Below are 18198 nucleotides of genomic sequence, written 5' to 3' on the forward strand. Positions count from 1 at the left end.
ACAGGGCGATGGCCCCCTGTCGAGAGGGCACAAATAACTTAAACCGGTGTGAATCTATTTTGTTCATCCCGCGTCTGCAGCGTTATTTCAGCTGGCTGTAGAATAGCAGGATGGCTATCGCCACCATCATCGCTCCGGAGGTCATGCTGACTCTTCTTGCCACCTCCGGCCGGTGGGTTAATAGCCTTTTTGACCCGTAGCCAACCAGAAAATAGATCAGCGTGCAGGTCAACAGATGAATGCTTCCCAGGGCCGACATTTGCAGTGCAACCGGCCAGCGTCCTTCAGGATCGGTAAATTGTGGCAGCAGGGCGAGGAATAAGAGAAAGACTTTTGGATTCAGCCCGCTAATACATAACCCTTTTAGCGCCCAACGGTTCCAGCTTCCGGCCTGCTGCGTTGCGGCGTCAGGCGTGGTGGGGTGACGCAAAATCGCGATCCCCAGCCACAGCAGATAGGCTGCGCCCAGCAGCGTGATCAGCGACAGCACCAGCGGGTGACCGGTAACGGCCACGCCGATCCCGGCGATCACGATAATGGCCGCCAGCAGATGCCCGGACATCAGTCCGATCACCGCGGGAAGCACCCGTTGTCCGTGGATGCCGGCGCTAATGGTATAGGCCCAGTCGGCACCGGGTGTGATGATCAGCAGGAAAGAGACAACCCAGAACCCGGCGATAAAACTCATCTCCATGACCGGCTCTCTCCACCGTGTTTCAAGGTATTGCGCATAACGATCCCCCGTCGGTATCCGTATTCTGTAGAGGAAAAGAATATCGGGATTTACGGGAAATAAGTTTTCAATGTTATGCTGAAAACCCCCTGTTTAAGAGAAAATCTTCCAAATGGATAGCATAGATCGAAAAATTATTGCTGAGCTGCAATCCGATGGTCGTCTGTCGATTACCGAGCTGGCTGAACGGGTCAATTTGAGCCTCTCTCCCTGTCATCGACGGCTGCGGGCTTTAGAGCAGGAAGGGGTTATCACCGGCTATCGGGCCAACCTCGATCCCCTGAAAATGGGCTTTAATTTCCTGGCCATCGTGTTTGCGACCTTAAAAGAGGGTGATAAAAAAGCGGTGAGCGCGTTTGAAGAGGCGGTTGAAGAGATCCCTCAGATCGTGCTGGCCCAGCGGCTGTTTGGCGATCCGGACTACCTGATGCACGTGGTCACCCGGGATCTCCCGGCGTTTCAAAAACTCTATGATGACAAACTCTCGGCGATGCCCGGGGTGCAGCATTTGCGCTCGACGCTGGTGATGAAAACCGTGGTGCAGGATCGTCCCTTTCCGTTGGAAAGCTTAAACCTGACGCGCTGATTCGCCCCGAGTCAGGCCGGCATTTCTGATAACAGGGGAGGCGTTGTGCTGAATCTCAAGGCGCGGGGGAAGGCGGGCGCGGTAGCCACGCCTGCCCGTGCGCGCTTAACTTACCATTTTTCGTCGCGCGCATCCTGGCGGCCATCGCGACGGTTATCGCGTTTATCCTGGCGGCAGCTGGCGTTGCTTTGATTATTGTCTCTGACGCACTGCTGTTTGGCATCGCGTCCGCCCTGGCGTGAATCCTGGCGGGTATCGCGTGCGTCCTGGCGGTTATCACTGCGGTAAGTCGCGTTAGCCGAGAGGCTCGGCAGCAACAGCGCTGCGGTAACCAGAGCGAGAAGGAGTTTTTTCATAAATATTGCCTTTCTGATAAACCAAACATACTGATATATGAATAATAATTAAGCGTTATTGTGGCGTGGAAATATTTTTTATTTCTCGGCAATAAGTGCCTGTTTATTCATTGTTTTGTTTAAAATTAAATTTATCAGAGCGGCGGCAGGCAATGCCTCAGCCGGTGGTTCTGGTTGCCGAAGCGGCGCGCATCCCTGCGGACCGATCCGAAGGGATTTACAGCGCCGGCTGCTGCTGGCGCGGCGTCGCGGGATGACGAATGCTGAACAGCGCCACCAGGGCCAGCAGTGCAAAGGCCAGCAGCATCAGCGCCACCGGGACGTAGCTGTCCCATTTCATTAAAAATGCGACCGCCAGCATCGGGCTTATCCCGCCGGAGATAACGGCGCCAATCTCGTGGCCCAGCGCCAGACCGGTATAGCGCACTTCAACTGGAAACAGCTCCACCATCATGCACGGCTGGGCGGCGATCATCGCCCCGTGACATACCGGCAGCGCCAGCAGCATCGCCAGCAGAATCGCCGGGAAGCTATGCATTTGTAGCAGCCAGAAGAACGGGAAGGCGACCAGCGCCATGCCGGTCACGCCAATATAGTAGAGCGTTTTCCTGCCGATACGGTCCGACAGCCAGCCCCAGCCGAGAATCGTGGCGATCTCCACCGTCATGGCAAGGGTCACGGCGGCAATCACCTGGCTGGTCTCAATGCCGATATGTTTGCAATAGACTACGGAAAAGGTGAAAAAGATGTAGACCGCGCCGTTTTCCGCCAGCCGCAGACCAATGGCCTGCAAGATCGCTTTCGGGTGATGTTTAAAGGCGCTGAGCACCGGCAGCTGCACCTCCCTCTCCCCGGAGGCATGTTTTCGGGCGACAAACTCGGCATTTTCCTCAATGTTGCGCCGGATATAGACGCCGACCAAAAAGATAAACAGGCTCAGCAGGAAAGGGATGCGCCACGCCCAGGCCAGCACATCTTCCTGCGGCAGCAGCTGCACCAGATAAAAAGCCAGCGAAGAGAGTACAAATCCGCCGGAGACCCCCACCTGGCTCCAGGCGGTGTAGTAGCCTTTTTGTTGCGCCGGGGCATTCTCACTCAGCATCAGGACGCCGCCGCCCCATTCGCCGCCGGAGGCGACGCCCTGGATAAAACGCAGGGTTATCAGGGCGACTGGCGCCAGAATACCGATGTGTTCATAGGTTGGCAGCAGACCAATCAGAAAGGTACTGGCGCCCATTAACGTCAGGGTGATAATCAGGGTCATTTTACGGCTGTATTTATCCCCGAGATGACCAAAGGCAATGCCGCCCAGCGGCCTGGCGATAAAGCCGATGGCAAAACCGGAAAAGGCCAGAAAGGCCCCGAGCAGCGGATCATCGGTTGCCGGAAAGAACAGGGGGCCGAAGACCAGCGCCGCCGCCGTACCGTAAAGAAAAAAGTCATACCATTCCAGGGAGTTACCCAGAAAAGAGCCGATAATCAATTTGCGCATTGATTGGGGAGTGCTAACCGGCGTATCGCTTGCAGTTCCAGACATCACATCTACTCCAGTACAGGTGAAAAGAGGGCGCCGAAGAGCTGACGCCATGATGCAACCCGAAGCGTATGAGGGCGGCATTATGCGATAGGGTATTTTTCGTTAGGGTGAACCTTAGCGGTACGGCTGCGCGCTAAGGGTATGGAACTGGCGGTTGAACCACACCAGCCCGTCGCCGGCCTGGTGATGACGAATCTGTCTGACCTCGCAATAAAACACGCTGTGACTGCCCACTTCATGGCTGGTAGAAATGGTGCAGTCGACGTTGGCGACGGCCGTCGCCAGCACCGGTGAGCCGGTTTCCAGCGTCAGCCACTGGTCGTGTAAAAAACGCTCTTCCGAACGCAGCTGGCTATTGGCAAAGATGGCGGACAGGTTTTGATGCTGACCGGAGAGCACGTTCACGCACAGCACGCCGTTCTCTTTAAATTTGCCATGGGCGAAAGAAGAACGGTTCATACAGACCAGCAGCGTGGGGGGCGAATCGGTGACGCTGCATACGGCGGAGGCGGTAAAGCCAAAGCGGCCTGCCGGACCATCGGTGGTGATGATCGTGATAGCGCTGCCCAGTTGTGCCATGGCGTTACGGAAATCAGATGTCAGGTTCATAGCGGTATCCGTTATTTCAGTTTGACGTATTCGAAGCTTTCGATAACCAACCGGGGCGTTTTGGCCCGCGAACAGCACAGCAGGATCTGGTCGTTATCTTCGCGTTCTTCATCGGTTAAATACTCATCGCGGTGATCCGGCACGCCGCTGCACACATTGGCGAGGCAGGTTCCGCAGACCCCCTGTTCGCAGGAGACTTTGACCTTGATCCCCGCATTTTTCAGCGCGGCGACAATGGTTTCGTTCTCCCCGACGGCAACGGTGAGGCCCAGCTCGGGGACCTCGACGGTAAAGCTGGCGCCGCCGGTTTCCACTTCCCGGTTAAAAAACTCCTGATGCAGTTGTTCGGGCGGATAACCGCAGCCGCGCGCCGCATCGGCGATCCCGTCCATAAACCCTTCCGGGCCGCAGACGTAGACGTGAGCGGCGGCGCGGTGCGGGGCCAGCACTTCGTGAGGGCGGATTTTTTCTCCTTCCTCGCTGATGTGCAGATGGACGCGGTCGCTAAAAGGGCAATCCGCCAGCTCGTGCAAAAAGGCCATCCCGTCGCGGCGGCGCCCGCAATAATGGATAGCGAAAGATTTTCCGGCGCGGAACAGCGTATCCGCCATCGCCAGCATCGGCGTAATCCCGATCCCGCCGCCAATCAGCAGGCTGTGGCTGGCATCCATCTCAAGCGCAAACAGATTGCGCGGCGTGCCGATCGTCACCGTGGCGCCGACCTGGAGCCGATGCGCCGCCAGCGATCCTCCGCGCGATGTCCGATCCTTGAGAATGCCCAGGCGATACTGCTGCGGATGATGAGGGCTGCCGCACAGTGAATACTGGCGAACGATCCCCTCCTCGAGATAGAGATCGATATGCGCCCCGGCGCTAAACGGCGGCAGGGGAGCGCCGTCCAGCGAAGCCAGGGTCAGGACCACCACATCGGCGCCCTGGATTTCGCGTTCTGCGACGCGTACGGTCAGTGTTTCAGCCATCTTTCTTCTCCACCCTGACAGGGCTTAACGCATATAGATGCCGCCGTTGATATCCCAGGTCGCCCCGGTGATAAAGGTGGCGGACGGGTCGGCCAGCAGCTCTACCGCGCGGGCGACCAGCAGCGGATCGCCCAGGCGTTTCATCGGGATCATCTCCAGCAGCGCCGGCATTTTTTCTTCCGCTACCGCCGCATGAACGGACGGTAAATCGAGCGGGCCGGGGGCTATGGCGTTGACGCTGACTCCGGCGGCGCTCAACGCGCGGGCAAACACTTTCGTCAGCGTCAGAATGCCGCCTTTCGAGGCCGCATAATGGGCGCCGGAGGCGGTGCCGCCGTTTTGTCCCGCCAGTGAGGCGAGATTGATAATGTTGCCCTGTCGGCGTTGACTAAAATAACGGCCAACAATCTGACAGCCGAGAAAGGTGCCCCGCAGGTTGGTGCTGGTGACGCGATCGAACTCCTCAACGGAGATCTCCATGATCGGCGTGGTCAGCGTGAGCGCCGCGTTGTTCACCAGCACATCCAGCCCGCCAAATCGTTCGTCGATCTGCGCCAGCGCAGCGTGAAAGTGTTCGGGTTCGCGGATATCCAGCGCCAGGGGCAGCAGCCGCCGTCGATCGGCATCGATCTGCCGGGCCCCCTCGCACGCGATGTCGATGGCGATATCCGCCATCGCCACCTGATAACCCAGCTGCCACAGATGGCGGCTAATCGTCAACCCGAGGCCGCTGCCGGCGCCGGTTACGAGTACGGTTCTTGTCATTGCAGCCTCACAGGATGTAGCCAATGCTATGCAGATAATCGTCGGCGTTAATCAGCCGGACGACCTTCTGCGCGATAAGAAAGCGCTCGCCCTGCGGCACCAGGGTGTAGCTCAGGTCGGCGACGTAATGGTGTTCTTTGCCTTTGCGGTACTCATACAGAAACTGGGCGCAGCGGATCTCGACACGCTGGTCGCTGGCCTCGATCAGGCGGTGGCGGCCGATCATGCGGATGGTGCGTGCGCGCGGCGTCGTCGAGATCGACTCGCCGCTGTACAGACGATGGACGCGCTTCTCGCGCATGGCCTGGTTGTCATAGGCGTAATTCAGCGCGTTGGCGAAATCGGTCGTCTGCCGATCGACAGGAATGATGTACATCCCCTGCGGCTGCCACAGCATCAGCCACTCGTGGAATTCGCCCTGGTCGAGCAGGTCCGCCTCTTGATTAATAAAGTGAATGGCGGCGGTTAAAGTCTGTTGTGCGCTCATTTTTGCCCCCGGTTTTCTGCGGTCATGTACTTTTTCCACTGCTGATAGGCGGCACGCATGCCGGTTTCGGCGCTGACGTCGCTGCGCAGTCCATCGGCGGTGCGCGTCTCTCCCGGCAGGCCGCGATTGAGCATGATCCACAGATCGTTGCCCGCGCCGCCGCCGCGCTGGACGCGCTCCCAGGCTTCAGAATCATCCGGCGTGCCAAAGCCCATCGGGCCCTGGAAGTGTTCATGCATCCGCAGACGCGCCTGGTTGGCAATCGCCGGGCCATCTTTCATCGTCAGCACCACGTGGTGGATTTCGGTCTCCTGCACTGAGACGGGTTGCAGCACGCGGAAGAACGCCATCGAGCAGGCAACGTTGGGGAACAGGTTCAGGTTGAAGCCGCTGCCGCCCACGGCGCGGACGATGCGGCGCACCTGCTGCTCTTCGTGGCCCTCTTCTCGCAGCGCCTGAGCCAGTTCAAGGAAGCGATCCGGCACCGGCGCATCGAGATTCTCTTCAAGGTCAATCAGTTCCGGGATCATCACCATCACGCTGTGGCCGTTTCCGAGATCTTCGACAAAACCTTTGCCGTCAACGAAGTTGAGCATCTCTTCCGTTTGCTTATCGACGGAGCTCAGAAAGGACTTATGTACGATGGGAAAGTGATAGCCATCGGTGGTATTTTCCAGCTGAATCTTCCAGTTGCCGGGGAAGCGGAAGCGGTGGGCGGTGGTCGCCTGCAGCGGGTAGCCCGCCCCCTGTTTCATAAACAGATCCATCCATTTCATGGCCGGTCCGAGGAAGTCGGTCAGCGGTTCCATCTGCTGGTTGAAGGTGGCGAAAATCATTCCCGCGTAGCTTTCGCTGCGCAGACGCACCATGCCGAGCTGCGCTTTATCCAGGGTATCGCCGTAGCTTTCCGGATGCGGTACGCCGCGCAGGGCGCCGTCGAGGCCGTAACCCCAGCCGTGATAGGGGCAGACAAAGCTGTTGGTTTTGCCGCTGCGGTGTTCGCAAACGGTGGCGGCGCGGTGGCGACAGCGGTTCAGCAGGACGTTGATGTTGCCTTTGCGATCGCGTACCACGATGACCGGCTGCGTTCCGACCATAGAGGACTTAAAGCTGCCCGCGTCCGGGACTTCACTTTCGTGTCCGACCCAGATCCAGGTCTGGTTAAAAATCTTCTCGATCTCAAGGGCGAAAATGTCGCCGGAGGTGTACAGCGAGGTATGAACCCGGTCGGACTGTACCAGGGCGCCCAGCGTGGCGGCGTCGTAGCCGCTCTCAATATTTTTTACCGGAATACATTCAGACATTGCTTAATCTCCTGAGTCTCGGTGATGTTTCTGCGGGCAGAGGCATCGGCTGCCCGCGGAATCATTCCGGGGACCGCGTAGTGTCGGGTACGGGTAAATCCACCGGCGAGTGCCAGTAATCCACCGGGCGACTCAATAAGTTACGGGTGGTGAAATGGTCTATGAGCCAGCGCTCGCCTGCTTTTTTAAAGCGAATCACCAGTTCTGCGCTGTTGAGATGCGACCCTCCGGCGCGAAAGGTGGAAACCTGTAACATTTTCCAGCGCCCGATAGCCTCATTCTCTGCGCCAATATCAATATATTCGGACGTTAAATAATGAACGTTGATGGCAAAGTGTGCGGGCTCGCTAATATAACGGGCCATCATTTTGGCAATGTTTTTTCGCCCGGAATAACGTCCCAGTTTGTTTTGGTATAAACTGCCGAGGCCTTCCCAGATAGCATCTTCACAAAATAAGTCAGCAATTTCCTGCGCGATATCCGGATAAGATAAATCGTCACATAAATGCATATATTGACTCATCAGGTTGCGAATCTGATTGGCCGCTTCGAGTTTATCCAGACGCTGCAGACACTTTTCCAGATTCATAAGTTACGCCTGAATAATTAATTCGCGCCCGGTACGAGCTTCAACTTTGCAATATTTCCACAGCCGGTCTGGTCCCGGGCCGACCTGAATGCTGCGGAACAGATTGCAGGCGGCGGTGACGGCGTCAAAATCATGCGCATCGGCGAGGACGTAGGTGGTCCACGGCCAGCCGGTAGAAGGCCCGACCATTACCCGATCGTCATCCATATTGCCGATAACCTGAATGCCGTCAGTGTGTTCGATACCTTTCATCATCTCGCCAAACGCGGCCCAGACCTGTTTGCCGACCTCCGGGGGGGCATCGAAAAAGTTTTGATTTACGCCAATACAAAACAGAACGCGGATCATCGTCATACTCCTTAAAGGGTTATAAATAGCCGGGCAGCGGCGGGTGGCCGAAGAACATATTTCCGGCGTTGATATAGGTCAGCTCGCCCATAAAGGCGTGCTGAGTGATGACCATCGTGTCGCGGGCGTAGCGCTGGAGCGGGCTGCGCATGGTAATACCGGGCATTCCGGCCAGCCTGAGCGCACGGGTGGTCACCGATGAAGAGACGCGGGTAACGTGCGTCGATGACAGGCGCAGGGCGTTGATCATCCCGGCATCGGGTTCATCGCCGCGTAAAATGACCTGCCAGACATCGTCGATGGCATCGTAAAACCAGCAGCGGGCCGAGCGCAGCTCCGCTTCACAATGGGCAATATCCATCTGCGCAAACTGGCGATCGGCCAGACAGGGGGCGCCGGTGACCGAACTCTGGCGTTCGGCGATGGCATAGATTTCGGCCAGCGCGGCGCGGGCGATGCCCAGCGCCACCACTGAGAGCACCTGCGTCGCCAGCGACAGCACCGGGTAGCGGTAGAGCGCGCCCTCGAGACTGAGTTCGCCGCCGCGGATAAAGGTCCACTCCTGGGGGACAAACGCCTCCTTGAGCACCACGTCATGACTGCCGGTCCCCGCCAGACCCACGGTATTCCACACCGGATCGATGATGAAGCGATCGGCGGGGAGCACCGCGATACGCGGCAGCGGACGAGCGGAGCCGTCGTCCGGCAGAATACCGACGCCAATCAGTTCGGCACCGGTACAGCCGCTGGCGAAGCTCCAGCGCCCGCTGACCTGAAAACCGCCGTCCTGAGCGATGGCTTTCTGCGGGGGAAAAATACCGCCGGCAAACACCACGTCCGGGCCGTGGCGATAGATCTCATCCAGCGTACTGAGCGGCAGGCCGCCGAGGTAGAAGGGATTCATGCCAAAGCTGGCGACCCATCCGGCGGAACCGTCGGCGGTGGCGATGGTCTCAATCAGCTGACAGAATTCGGCTGGCGAGATTTCATCGCCACCATATTGCGTGGGCACCAGCGCACGATAAACACCAGCCTGTTTAAAACGCGAAATAATATCGTCAGAGATATAGCGTTGTTGTTCGAACTCCTCGCTGCGCTTTTTTAATTCGTCGAGCAATTCGCTGAATTCACTATTACTGGCGTACGGGGTCTTTTCCGCACGCAGCGTTGCAGATGGGTTTAACATACGACTGAGCCTCTTCCAGTTAAATAGAATAAATATTTATGTCCGTCATGTTTCTGATTATCGGTGCGCTGGCGATATTTATTTCGCTTAGCCACTGAGTGGCCGCGGCACGATAAAGCAGATTATTCAGGATGTATTATTTTATTTGCTCTGCGAGTCTGACGGGTATTGCAGTTTTGCCATTAGCGATTCAGCAAAACAGAGTAATTCATAGTCTTTATTTTTCCCCGCAACAATTTGCAGGGCGACCGGCCGCTGGTTTATCTCGCCAACGGGAAGCGTCAGCGCCGGATGACCGCTTAAATTGAACGGGCGCACCAGCCGGGTCAGGTTCACCACATTGAGTGGATTCGCCGCCTCTTCCAGCGTCGGCGGGCAGGCCGGCAGCGTCGGCAGTAAAATAAACGGCGTGCGGGCGAGTTGCGCATCGACAGCCTCGGTAAAGGTCTGGCGAATGCGCTCTGCCGCCTGGCGCTGGTGCGGGCTGATTTCCGCGCCGGCGCGCAGGCGCACGGCGACATCCTCGGCCAGTTCAGGTTCCTCCGCGAGAGATTGAAACGCCTGCCAGTTCTCCTGGGAGATGACCGTCAGCCCTGCCTGATGCGCCTCGGCAAATGCCGGCAGCGTCGCGTCTGCGGGAAACATTCCCGCCTGCGCCAGGCGGGCGCGAATCAGCTGTTCAATGTCCGTCGTGGCATGGCCGAAGAGAAAGGCCGTGGCCGCCTGGTGGGCGCTGACGGCTGGGGCGATTTCGCCTGGGAGTCGCGCCAACACCTGACGTAACGTGGCGACATCGCGACTGAAAAATCCCACGCAGTCCAGCGAACTGTCGGCCGGCATCACCCCTTGACGGCTCACCCGCCCCCAGGTCGGCTTCAGGCCGACGATGCCACAGCAGGCGGCAGGCATCCGCACGGAACCCCCGGTATCGGTGCCAATCGCAAAATCGACCTCTCCGGCGGCCACCACGGTTGCCGAACCGCTCGACGAACCGCCGGGAATCAGCGCCGGGTAGCGCGGGTTGAGCGGCGTTCCGCTCCAGGCATTGATCCCGGTCACGCCAAAGGCCAGCTCATGAAGCGTCGTTTTCCCCTGCAGCTGACAACCACCGCTATCGAGCAGCTGTTGAATCACCGTCGCATGCGCTGTCGCCTCCGGGGCATTTTGTAACACCGGGCTGCCGGCACGAGTGGGATAACCGGCGATATCGAGAGTATCTTTGGCGGCAAACGTCAGCGCGCCGGTACCCAGCGTAAAGCGCGAGATAAACCCGGAATGGGCGGATGTCATGCCTGTACGATGTTCATTAGCCATGGTTCACTTTTCCGTTTAACGATAACGAGTGAAGGACGAATGTATAAAAAACAGACTGAATTGAATCTGAGATAATCTTGTCATTAAAACTTGAAACTTCAAGTAATTTGTAACGTATTTTTCACATCATCCTGGGCTATAAGAACATTTTATAAACAAATAAAAATTTTTAATTAATTGATTTGTATGTTTATTTTTTGATAGTTATATTTTAATCTCTTGAGGGAGCTCACAAAATAAACCGCAAAATATAAGTTAAAAAAATGATAAAAAAGCGTGCGAAAAACGAAGGGTAGGGCGAGAAAACGACAATAGCCTTTTCTTTATAAAGGTTATTGTCGCGACTGTGGAAGAGGGAGATCAGTCATTGAGGTTGTGCAGCAGCAGGGACAGCACGTGGTTCATTTTCTTCTCTTGGGCAGGGGTAATGCCCTTAAATGCCCGGGCGAACACTTTTTGACTCAGTACTTTGGCCTCGGCGACCTTTGCCTGGCCTGCGGGGGTGAGTTCCGCTTCGGTGACCCGACCATCGCTGGCGCTGACGTGGGTAGTCAGCAGCCCGTCGTCACGCAGGCGCCCTACGATTTTGGTGACGGTGGGCATTTTACTGACGGCGTATTCGGTGATGCGGGAGATACTGGCTCTGTGGTACTGATGGACCAGCATCAATACCCGGAAGCGGGAAAGGTCGATGTCGATTTTTTTTAATTCGATTTCCATCAGCTGCGTATACTTTGCATAAACGTTGACCACCCAGAAGAAGGGAAACTCTTCTTTATGAAAGCGGCTCTCGTGGCTGTCCGGTTGCGCTGATGCGTTATTATGTTCCACAAGCCTCTCCTTGCCCGACGACGGTAGAATGGGCAGATGGTATGCGTATTTGACGGGCATTGCAAAATGCAATCTACGGGCAATATCGCGGGCTGGCGGCGACGCTCACCGCTACCGCCGGGCGGATATTCAGATTCACTCAATGGTAAAAATGATGACAACTCGCATGCTAACCCGTGACTGGCGTCTGCTGTCGCTGGGGTTACCACTCCTGGCGCTGCTGTGGGCCGGGCTGACGCTGTATGCGCACTGGGGGGCTTTTTTACAGTGGTGTCTGGCAACGCAAATTATGCTCCATCGCTACCTGGTGATGTATCTTTTGCAGCTCAATAACCATCAGTATAGCGGCGGGATGTGGCTGCTGGGCGGCGCATTCCTTTACGGTGTGCTGCATGCCGTTGGCCCCGGACACGGTAAATTTATCGTCACCACCTATCTCAGCACCAACAAAGAGAGCCTGCTGGCGGCGCGGGTAGTGCCGTTTCTTGGCAGCCTGATGCAGGGGGGGAGCGCTATCCTGTTTGTATTTATTCTGGCCGTAGGGCTGAACCTTGCGTCCGGCGATCTCAGTACCAGCCGCTGGTACGTAGAGAAAATCAGCGCCCTGATGGTGGGGGCGTTTGGCGCATATGTGATATATCAAGCGCTCAAAAGCCTGCGGCCGCGAAAAATGACGATCGCGACCTTGACTCCGCTGCATGAACATAGCGAAACGTGCGGCTGCGGAGCTCACGGCGTTGGCCGCGGGCTGGGAGCTGACTGGCAAACCCGGCTTGGCGTGGTCCTGGCTATCGGCGCCAGGCCCTGCAGCGGGGCGATAATGATCCTGCTGTTTTCCAATGCGCTGGGGATCGTCAGCTGGGGAATTGCCGCGGTCATGACGATGTCACTGGGGACGGCAATATCAATTCTCGGCCTCTCGCTGGCGGTACGCTACGCGCGTGAACGGGCGATCGGCCTGTTTGCCTGGGATGACGGTCGCCTGAAATGGCTGCTGCCGGCGGTAAAAATTGCCGGCGGCGTCCTTCTGATTCTCTTTGCCTGCGTGCTGTTTCTGACCGTGATCCCGATGAGCGCCAACGGCGATTATATTGCTGCCGGTTGCTAGGGCTCTTCCAGCAGGCGCATAAATACCTTCAGCGCCCGATCCAGCTGCTGGCGCTGCTCCGTGGAGAGTCCGGCCAGCAGCTGGCGTTCGTTTTCCACGTGGCTTTCCACAGCCTCATCGATCCGCTCGCGCCCCGCCTCGGTCAGGGCGACCAGCAGACTCCGCGCATCGTCAGGATCCGGTAAACGGGTAATAAAACCCCGTTTTTCCAGCGCCTTAAGCCGATGCGTCATGGTGCCAGAGGTGATCATCAGCGTAGAGAAAAGCTGGGTTGGGGAGAGGATAAACGGCGAGCCTGCCCGACGAAGGGTGGCCAGCATGTCAAACTCCCAGCGCACCAGATCGTGGCGGATAAAGGCGGACTCTACGCGCGGCTCCAGCAGCAGAGCGCAGCGCTTCAGGCGCCCGATGGGGCCCATCGGGCTGCAATCCAGATCCGGGCGCTCCCGTTTCCACTGTTCAAGAATGCGATCTACGGCGTCAGCCTGAGATGATTTGTCCAATTGTGCCTACTTATCTTGATGTCAAGATATTTGTCGATACATACTTTAACGACTAATTTACCTTGATGTGAAGATAAAATCATGACCTTTTTCTCACGCTCTCCCGTTATTGATTTGCTGTTGACCGCCCTGGCTCCGGCCATCTGGGGGACGACCTACATTGTCACCTCCCAGTTTTTACCCCCGGACAGACCTTTTATTGCGGCGCTGCTACGGGTGCTGCCCGCAGGGATTGCGCTGCTTATCTGGTGCCGCCGTTTTCCTCTGCGCAATGAGTGGTGGAAGCTTATTGTTACCGGGATCCTCAATATCGGCGCTTTTCAGGCGCTGCTGTTTATTGCCGCTTACCGGTTACCCGGCGGGCTGGCTGCAGTGATTGGGGCAATTCAGCCGCTGCTGGTCATGATGCTGGCGTGGGGTGTCGACAGGCAGCGCTCGCCGTGGGTGGCGGTGCTCTCGGCAGTGACTGGCATTATCGGCATGGCGCTGCTGCTGCTGTCGCCGCATACGGTGCTGGATCCGCTGGGGATCATGGCGGCATTTTCAGGTGCGGTCAGCATGGCGCTGGGGACCTGGCTGTCTCGCCGCTGGGCGATTTCGCTACCGGTGGTGGCGCTGACCGGCTGGCAATTGTTGATTGGCGGCGTGGTATTGGCTCCCGTTGCATGGCTGGTGGATCCGCCGCTGCAGGGGGTGACGTGGACCCAGGCGGCCGGCTATCTGTGGCTCTGCGTGGCCGGCGCGATGCTGGCCTATGGGCTGTGGTTCCGCGGGATTAGCCGTCTCCCATCGGTCGCTGTCTCAGCACTCAGTCTGCTGAGTCCGGTGACGGCAGTGCTTCTGGGCTGGATCTGTCTTGGACAGAAGATTGAAGGGGTGGCGCTGGTGGGGCTAATCGTGGTGTTGCTGAGCGTGCTGTCGATACAGCGCGCATTAACAAAAAAAGCCCCATAAAGGGGCCCGACATTGCTGCGTGGTTATCGTGAAGCGAGAGCGAAACGAGCCGCCGTAAGGCGGCCTGTCCGGCAGCTCCCTCTGCAACCATTCTCTTATTTGGACAGCTCAGCGGTCATATGAACCTGGTTACCGGTATAGGCTTCGGTAATGTGGTAAGACGCGCCTTGATCTTTAGCGATGGTCGCAATTTTAGCTTCTGCGCTATCCAGGGTATCAGCCGTTACGCTAACCGGGTGCTGAGCGAAGCTGGCGAAAGAAACCAGAGAGAGCATACCGGCAGCGGCAAGTAATTTTACGTTTTTCATGGTGTTTTTCCTTTTAACTTTTCAGGTGGAAAGCGTTGTGCTTTCGATGGGTTTATAATAAGCCTGCTAACTATAACCAGCGTTGCAAAAAGTGCGATTTAGATCACACTTTCATGTCGGTAAGATGACGGGAATTTGAAGGTGTTTTTATTTTTTAATTAAAAAACAATGCATTGAACGCGACTCCCGCTACCCTTATGCATTAAAAAAATATTGCTATCACCATGTGTTTTTTTGAAAACCGCCGCCATGGATGGCCTGAGTGGATGCGCGGGTGGGATTTTCCCGTGTTTTTGGGCAGGGCATACTTCGTCTGGCGGCGAAGTATCGGGCTTTATGGATACGATAAAGTGGCGTCACTGTTGATTGAGGAAGGACGACACGATGATTGCGGTACTCTTTGAAGCCGATGTCACCCCGGCAAAACAGGCCCGTTACCTGGCGCTGGCGGCGGAGCTCAGGCCGTTGCTTGATACGCTTGACGGCTTTATTAGCATTGAACGTTTTCAAAGTCTGACCACGCCGGGCAAGATCCTGTCTCTGTCCTGGTGGCGCGATGAAGAGGCGGTGCGGGCCTGGAAAAACAATCTCTGCCATCAGGCGGCCCAGGAGGAGGGCAAAGCGACTATTTTTGCCTCTTACCAGATTCGCATTGTGCAGGTCATTCGCGGCTGGGGTTCAGAAATGCAGGAGGGGCGCGGCGATGTATGATATTCATGTCATTCTGCCAAATCGTCCTGGTCAGCTGGCGCTGTTAGGCCAAACGCTGGGGAAACATGGCGTGGGGCTTGAAGGTGGCGGGGTTTTCACCGTCGACAATCAATGCCACGCCCATTTTCTGGTCGCAGAAGGGGAGCGGGCCAGAACGGTGCTGGAGCAGGCGGGGATCCCGGTAGCGGGCGTCTACCTGCCGCTTATTCGCAGATTAAAACAGGAACAGCCCGGCGAGCTGGGCGCGATAGCTCATGCGCTGGCCGAACGCGGGGTGAATATCCTGACCCAGTACAGCGATCATGCGAACCGCCTGATTCTGGTGACCGATAACTTTGCACTGGCACAGGAAGTCACGCGTTCCTGGGCCACCACCTTGTGAGGCGTTATGCTAAAACCAGCCCATGTTATTGAAGATGATGAGTCGTTGGCCGTGGCCATCACCGCGCTGGCGTCCGCCATGGCCGATGCTTCACGGGTGAAAATGCTCTGTGCATTAATGGATGGGCGCGCGTGGACCGCGACGGAGCTGGCGACGGTGGCCGAAGTCTCGGCCTCAACCGCCAGCGCCCATCTCAGCCGTCTGGTCAGCACCCATTTGCTGGTTTGTCTGGCGCAGGGACGGCATCGCTATTACCGGCTGGCGAGTGCCGATGTTGCCGGACTGCTGGAGAATATGATGGCGATGGCCGGGAAAAGTGCCATTGTGCTGACCACCCGGACCCCGGTGAATCTGCGTACGGCGCGAACCTGCTACGATCATCTTGCTGGTGAAGTGGCGGTGGCGATTTATGATTTTCTCTTGCGCGAGGCGTGGATTGTGCCGGACGGGAGCGCGCTGACGCCGGTCGGCGAGGCGCAGTTTGCCCGTTCAGGCATCACTTTGCCGGCCGGGAACCGGCGCAGGGTATGCTGCGCATGTCTGGACTGGAGCGAGCGGCGTTTCCATCCCGGTGGCGCCGTCGGGGCTGCATTGTTGCAGCATGGTCAGCGAAAAGGCTGGTTCACCCTGACGCCGGGATTTCGCGAAGTGAGTATCACCCCGACAGGCAGGCTCGCGCTGAGGCAGCACTTCCATCTGCCGCTGTAGCGGGCAGCTAAACGCCAGGTTGCAGGAGGTGAATATTTTTTTTTAACCGTTTTTATGCTATTTCAGCAAGCCACCTCTCAGTATTATTCAGAATGTTCGCTATAGTCATGGGATCGTATTATTTGCCATGATAATCCCTCTGCGAAATATATCACCCGCGCCTTATTCCCTCTGATGTAAATAACTTTGTATTTGTTTTTGTCTATTGTTTTTCGATTATCAATAGCTGAAATCTATCTCTAGCCCGATGTAACAAGTTTTAAGCAAATGTATATTTGTTGGCGAAAAATAGCATTCTTTGACGCCGACAGCATTAACGAATTCTTTAAACGGAGTTCGCGTCCTGACGCCTTAAATATTGCGGCTTCCGGTCAGTCGAAGTTTCTATTCACAGTTGCACAAGTGAGCATCGCATAACGCTTCTGACTTTTGTGCAGGTTTACTGTTGGTTTATTGATATAAAACTCACTCTGACAAGGAAATGGCAATGAAAAAGGTTCTTCTCTCTGCAGCTATGGCAACAGCATTTTTCGGTATGACTGCAGCGAACGCAGCTGATACGAATGTTGGCGGTGGCCAGGTTAATTTCTTCGGTAAAGTTACCGATGTCTCCTGTACTGTTTCCGTTAACGGCCAGGGCAGCGATGCTAACGTTTACCTGTCACCGGTTACCCTGACCGAAGTTAAAGCAGCGGCGGCTAATACCTACCTGAAGCCTAAATCTTTCACCATTGACGTCTCTGATTGCCAGGCTGCTAACGGCGACAAACAAGACGACGTGAGCAAACTGGGTGTGAACTGGACCGGCGGTAACCTGCTGGCTGGCGCAACGACTGAGCAGCAGGGCTACCTGGCAAACACCGAAGCCTCTGGCGCGAAAGATATTCAGCTGGTTCTGTCCACCGATAGCGCGACTGCGCTGACCAACAAAATCATCCCGGGCGTGAGCACTCAGCCGAAAGCGAAAGGCGACGCAACCGCCGTTCAGGATGGCGCACGCTTCACTTACTACGTTGGTTATGCAACCAACACCCCGGCTTCTGTTACCACCGGTGTGGTTAACAGCTACGCGACCTACGAAATTACTTACCAGTAATTATCGCCAGAAAATAAAACCGCCTTTCTCGAGGCGGTTTAAAACAATGATAAAGCGGCAGTTGCTGCCGCTTATTTTTTTATTCTGAGGTCAGCATGAAGCATATTGCCCTTTTTTTCTGTTTCATTTTTAGTGTTGCGGCCAATGCCAACAATATTATCGTCAACGGCACCCGCTTTATTTATCCTGGAAATGAAAAAGAAATAACGGTACAGCTTTCTAATACCGCAGACCGTCCGGCGCTGGCGCAAGCCTGGCTGGATAACGGCAATGCCGATGCTACGCCGGATACCATTACCACGCCGTTTATTATTACGCCCCCGATTTCGCGCGTTGATGCAAAGAGCGGACAGACTTTACGTATTAAATTGGGTAGCGCCGCCGGACTGGCACAAAATAAAGAGACGCTGTGGTGGCTGAATCTTCTGGAAATCCCGCCGGTGGTGGCCAACCAGAAAAATGAAGGGCAAAACGTCCTCCAGCTGGCGATCCGTTCGCGCTTTAAGTTTATTTACCGTCCTGTCGGACTGGGTAACCGCGACGCGGCGCCGGAGAAATTAGCGCTTTCAGCCAGCGGTAGCAGCCTGTCTATCAGCAACCCTACGCCATTTTATCTCACCGTCAGCCGTATTTCCCGCGATGGCGGTAAAGCCCTGAACAGCAAAACGGTGATGCTGGCTCCGCAGTCCAGTCAGACCGTGGCCCTCTCTTCTTCTGTGAGCCGAGGCGAGACCCTGACGATTAATAATATCAATGACTATGGCGCAGATGTGGCAGTGAAAGTAGCCGTTAAATAAGGGACA

The 18198-nt window shown here is 56.4% G+C and carries 23 protein-coding genes; 8 read left to right on the forward strand and 15 right to left on the reverse strand.

What is annotated here, in order from left to right; translation table 11 throughout:
- Nucleotides 1–82: 82 nt before the first annotated feature.
- Entirely contained in the window at nucleotides 83–694 is a 612-nt protein-coding gene (locus tag Q1L34_RS04345) for a LysE family translocator (RefSeq protein ID WP_032690846.1), read from the reverse strand.
- Nucleotides 695–845: 151 nt separating this feature from the next.
- Between Q1L34_RS04345 and Q1L34_RS04350 the strand changes: the two genes are divergently transcribed.
- Nucleotides 846–1319, forward strand: coding sequence for an Lrp/AsnC family transcriptional regulator (locus Q1L34_RS04350; RefSeq protein WP_004867276.1), 474 nt, complete (start codon nucleotides 846–848; stop codon nucleotides 1317–1319).
- A gap of 110 nt (nucleotides 1320–1429) precedes the next feature.
- On the opposite strand, the gene Q1L34_RS04355 is transcribed toward Q1L34_RS04350, so the two are convergent.
- The 12 genes from Q1L34_RS04355 to Q1L34_RS04410 all read right to left on the reverse strand — a co-directional run bounded on the left by Q1L34_RS04355 (nucleotide 1430) and on the right by Q1L34_RS04410 (nucleotide 11625).
- Nucleotides 1430–1675 (reverse strand): hypothetical protein, encoded by a 246-nt coding sequence (locus tag Q1L34_RS04355; RefSeq protein ID WP_004867273.1) that lies wholly within the window; start codon nucleotides 1673–1675, stop codon nucleotides 1430–1432.
- A 217-nt stretch (nucleotides 1676–1892) separates the two neighbouring features.
- The gene (locus tag Q1L34_RS04360) at nucleotides 1893–3167 is read right to left on the reverse strand and encodes an MFS transporter (protein WP_015585811.1); all 1275 of its coding nucleotides are present in this window, start codon (nucleotides 3165–3167) and stop codon (nucleotides 1893–1895) included.
- 159 nt (nucleotides 3168–3326) lie between these two features.
- Entirely contained in the window at nucleotides 3327–3821 is a 495-nt protein-coding gene (locus Q1L34_RS04365; RefSeq protein WP_032690848.1) for a flavin reductase, read from the reverse strand.
- Nucleotides 3822–3832: 11 nt separating this feature from the next.
- On the reverse strand, nucleotides 3833–4801 hold the full coding sequence (locus tag Q1L34_RS04370; RefSeq protein WP_032718204.1) for a PDR/VanB family oxidoreductase: 969 nt from the start codon (nucleotides 4799–4801) through the stop codon (nucleotides 3833–3835).
- 24 nt (nucleotides 4802–4825) lie between these two features.
- A complete protein-coding gene (locus Q1L34_RS04375) occupies nucleotides 4826–5566 on the reverse strand; it encodes an SDR family NAD(P)-dependent oxidoreductase (protein WP_004867264.1) in 741 nt (246 codons plus the stop codon).
- A 7-nt stretch (nucleotides 5567–5573) separates the two neighbouring features.
- Entirely contained in the window at nucleotides 5574–6053 is a 480-nt protein-coding gene (locus Q1L34_RS04380) for an aromatic-ring-hydroxylating dioxygenase subunit beta (RefSeq protein WP_327204372.1), read from the reverse strand.
- Nucleotides 6050–7357, reverse strand: coding sequence for an aromatic ring-hydroxylating oxygenase subunit alpha (locus Q1L34_RS04385; RefSeq protein WP_088883682.1), 1308 nt, complete (start codon nucleotides 7355–7357; stop codon nucleotides 6050–6052). Before Q1L34_RS04385 ends, Q1L34_RS04380 begins: the two co-directional genes overlap by 4 nt.
- Before the next feature lie 61 nt (nucleotides 7358–7418).
- Entirely contained in the window at nucleotides 7419–7946 is a 528-nt protein-coding gene (locus Q1L34_RS04390; RefSeq protein WP_015585815.1) for a nuclear transport factor 2 family protein, read from the reverse strand.
- 3 nt (nucleotides 7947–7949) lie between these two features.
- Complete coding sequence (locus tag Q1L34_RS04395) at nucleotides 7950–8294, reverse strand: hypothetical protein (RefSeq protein ID WP_015585816.1); 345 nt, start codon at nucleotides 8292–8294, stop codon at nucleotides 7950–7952.
- Between the two features lie 19 nt (nucleotides 8295–8313).
- The gene (locus Q1L34_RS04400; protein WP_032718200.1) at nucleotides 8314–9480 is read right to left on the reverse strand and encodes an acyl-CoA dehydrogenase family protein; all 1167 of its coding nucleotides are present in this window, start codon (nucleotides 9478–9480) and stop codon (nucleotides 8314–8316) included.
- Between the two features lie 141 nt (nucleotides 9481–9621).
- Nucleotides 9622–10794 (reverse strand): amidase, encoded by a 1173-nt coding sequence (locus tag Q1L34_RS04405; RefSeq protein ID WP_015585818.1) that lies wholly within the window; start codon nucleotides 10792–10794, stop codon nucleotides 9622–9624.
- Nucleotides 10795–11154: 360 nt separating this feature from the next.
- Nucleotides 11155–11625 (reverse strand): MarR family winged helix-turn-helix transcriptional regulator, encoded by a 471-nt coding sequence (locus Q1L34_RS04410; RefSeq protein WP_015585819.1) that lies wholly within the window; start codon nucleotides 11623–11625, stop codon nucleotides 11155–11157.
- A 154-nt stretch (nucleotides 11626–11779) separates the two neighbouring features.
- Between Q1L34_RS04410 and Q1L34_RS04415 the strand changes: the two genes are divergently transcribed.
- On the forward strand, nucleotides 11780–12733 hold the full coding sequence (locus Q1L34_RS04415; RefSeq protein WP_097358070.1) for a nickel/cobalt transporter: 954 nt from the start codon (nucleotides 11780–11782) through the stop codon (nucleotides 12731–12733).
- On the opposite strand, the gene Q1L34_RS04420 is transcribed toward Q1L34_RS04415, so the two are convergent.
- Nucleotides 12730–13236 carry a MarR family winged helix-turn-helix transcriptional regulator gene (locus Q1L34_RS04420; RefSeq protein WP_004867242.1) on the reverse strand — a complete coding sequence of 169 codons (507 nt, stop codon included), beginning with the start codon at nucleotides 13234–13236 and terminating at the stop codon, nucleotides 12730–12732. The two genes, Q1L34_RS04415 and Q1L34_RS04420, sit on opposite strands and share 4 nt — an antisense overlap.
- Nucleotides 13237–13317: 81 nt before the next feature.
- On the opposite strand from Q1L34_RS04420, the gene Q1L34_RS04425 reads away from it, so the two are divergent.
- The gene (locus tag Q1L34_RS04425; protein ID WP_032718199.1) at nucleotides 13318–14190 is read left to right on the forward strand and encodes an EamA family transporter; all 873 of its coding nucleotides are present in this window, start codon (nucleotides 13318–13320) and stop codon (nucleotides 14188–14190) included.
- A 95-nt stretch (nucleotides 14191–14285) separates the two neighbouring features.
- Here the strand turns inward: Q1L34_RS04425 and Q1L34_RS04430 are convergent, their stop codons facing one another.
- Nucleotides 14286–14498 carry a YdgH/BhsA/McbA-like domain containing protein gene (locus Q1L34_RS04430; protein ID WP_015585822.1) on the reverse strand — a complete coding sequence of 71 codons (213 nt, stop codon included), beginning with the start codon at nucleotides 14496–14498 and terminating at the stop codon, nucleotides 14286–14288.
- Nucleotides 14499–14882: 384 nt separating this feature from the next.
- On the opposite strand from Q1L34_RS04430, the gene Q1L34_RS04435 reads away from it, so the two are divergent.
- The 5 genes from Q1L34_RS04435 to Q1L34_RS04455 all read left to right on the forward strand — a co-directional run bounded on the left by Q1L34_RS04435 (nucleotide 14883) and on the right by Q1L34_RS04455 (nucleotide 18192).
- Nucleotides 14883–15209, forward strand: a complete 327-nt coding sequence (locus Q1L34_RS04435) for an antibiotic biosynthesis monooxygenase family protein (protein ID WP_015585823.1) — start codon at nucleotides 14883–14885, stop codon at nucleotides 15207–15209.
- The gene (locus Q1L34_RS04440) at nucleotides 15202–15591 is read left to right on the forward strand and encodes an amino acid-binding protein (RefSeq protein WP_075808237.1); all 390 of its coding nucleotides are present in this window, start codon (nucleotides 15202–15204) and stop codon (nucleotides 15589–15591) included. The genes Q1L34_RS04435 and Q1L34_RS04440 overlap by 8 nt, the downstream gene beginning before the upstream one ends.
- Nucleotides 15592–15597: 6 nt before the next feature.
- A complete protein-coding gene (locus Q1L34_RS04445) occupies nucleotides 15598–16299 on the forward strand; it encodes an ArsR/SmtB family transcription factor (RefSeq protein ID WP_004867232.1) in 702 nt (233 codons plus the stop codon).
- A 487-nt stretch (nucleotides 16300–16786) separates the two neighbouring features.
- Nucleotides 16787–17395, forward strand: coding sequence for a fimbrial protein (locus Q1L34_RS04450; protein WP_004867230.1), 609 nt, complete (start codon nucleotides 16787–16789; stop codon nucleotides 17393–17395).
- A gap of 95 nt (nucleotides 17396–17490) precedes the next feature.
- A complete protein-coding gene (locus Q1L34_RS04455) occupies nucleotides 17491–18192 on the forward strand; it encodes a fimbrial biogenesis chaperone (RefSeq protein ID WP_004867227.1) in 702 nt (233 codons plus the stop codon).
- Nucleotides 18193–18198 lie beyond the last annotated feature (6 nt).

This window comes from Klebsiella ornithinolytica, from assembly GCF_030505655.1.
GTDB lineage: Bacteria > Pseudomonadota > Gammaproteobacteria > Enterobacterales > Enterobacteriaceae > Klebsiella > Klebsiella ornithinolytica.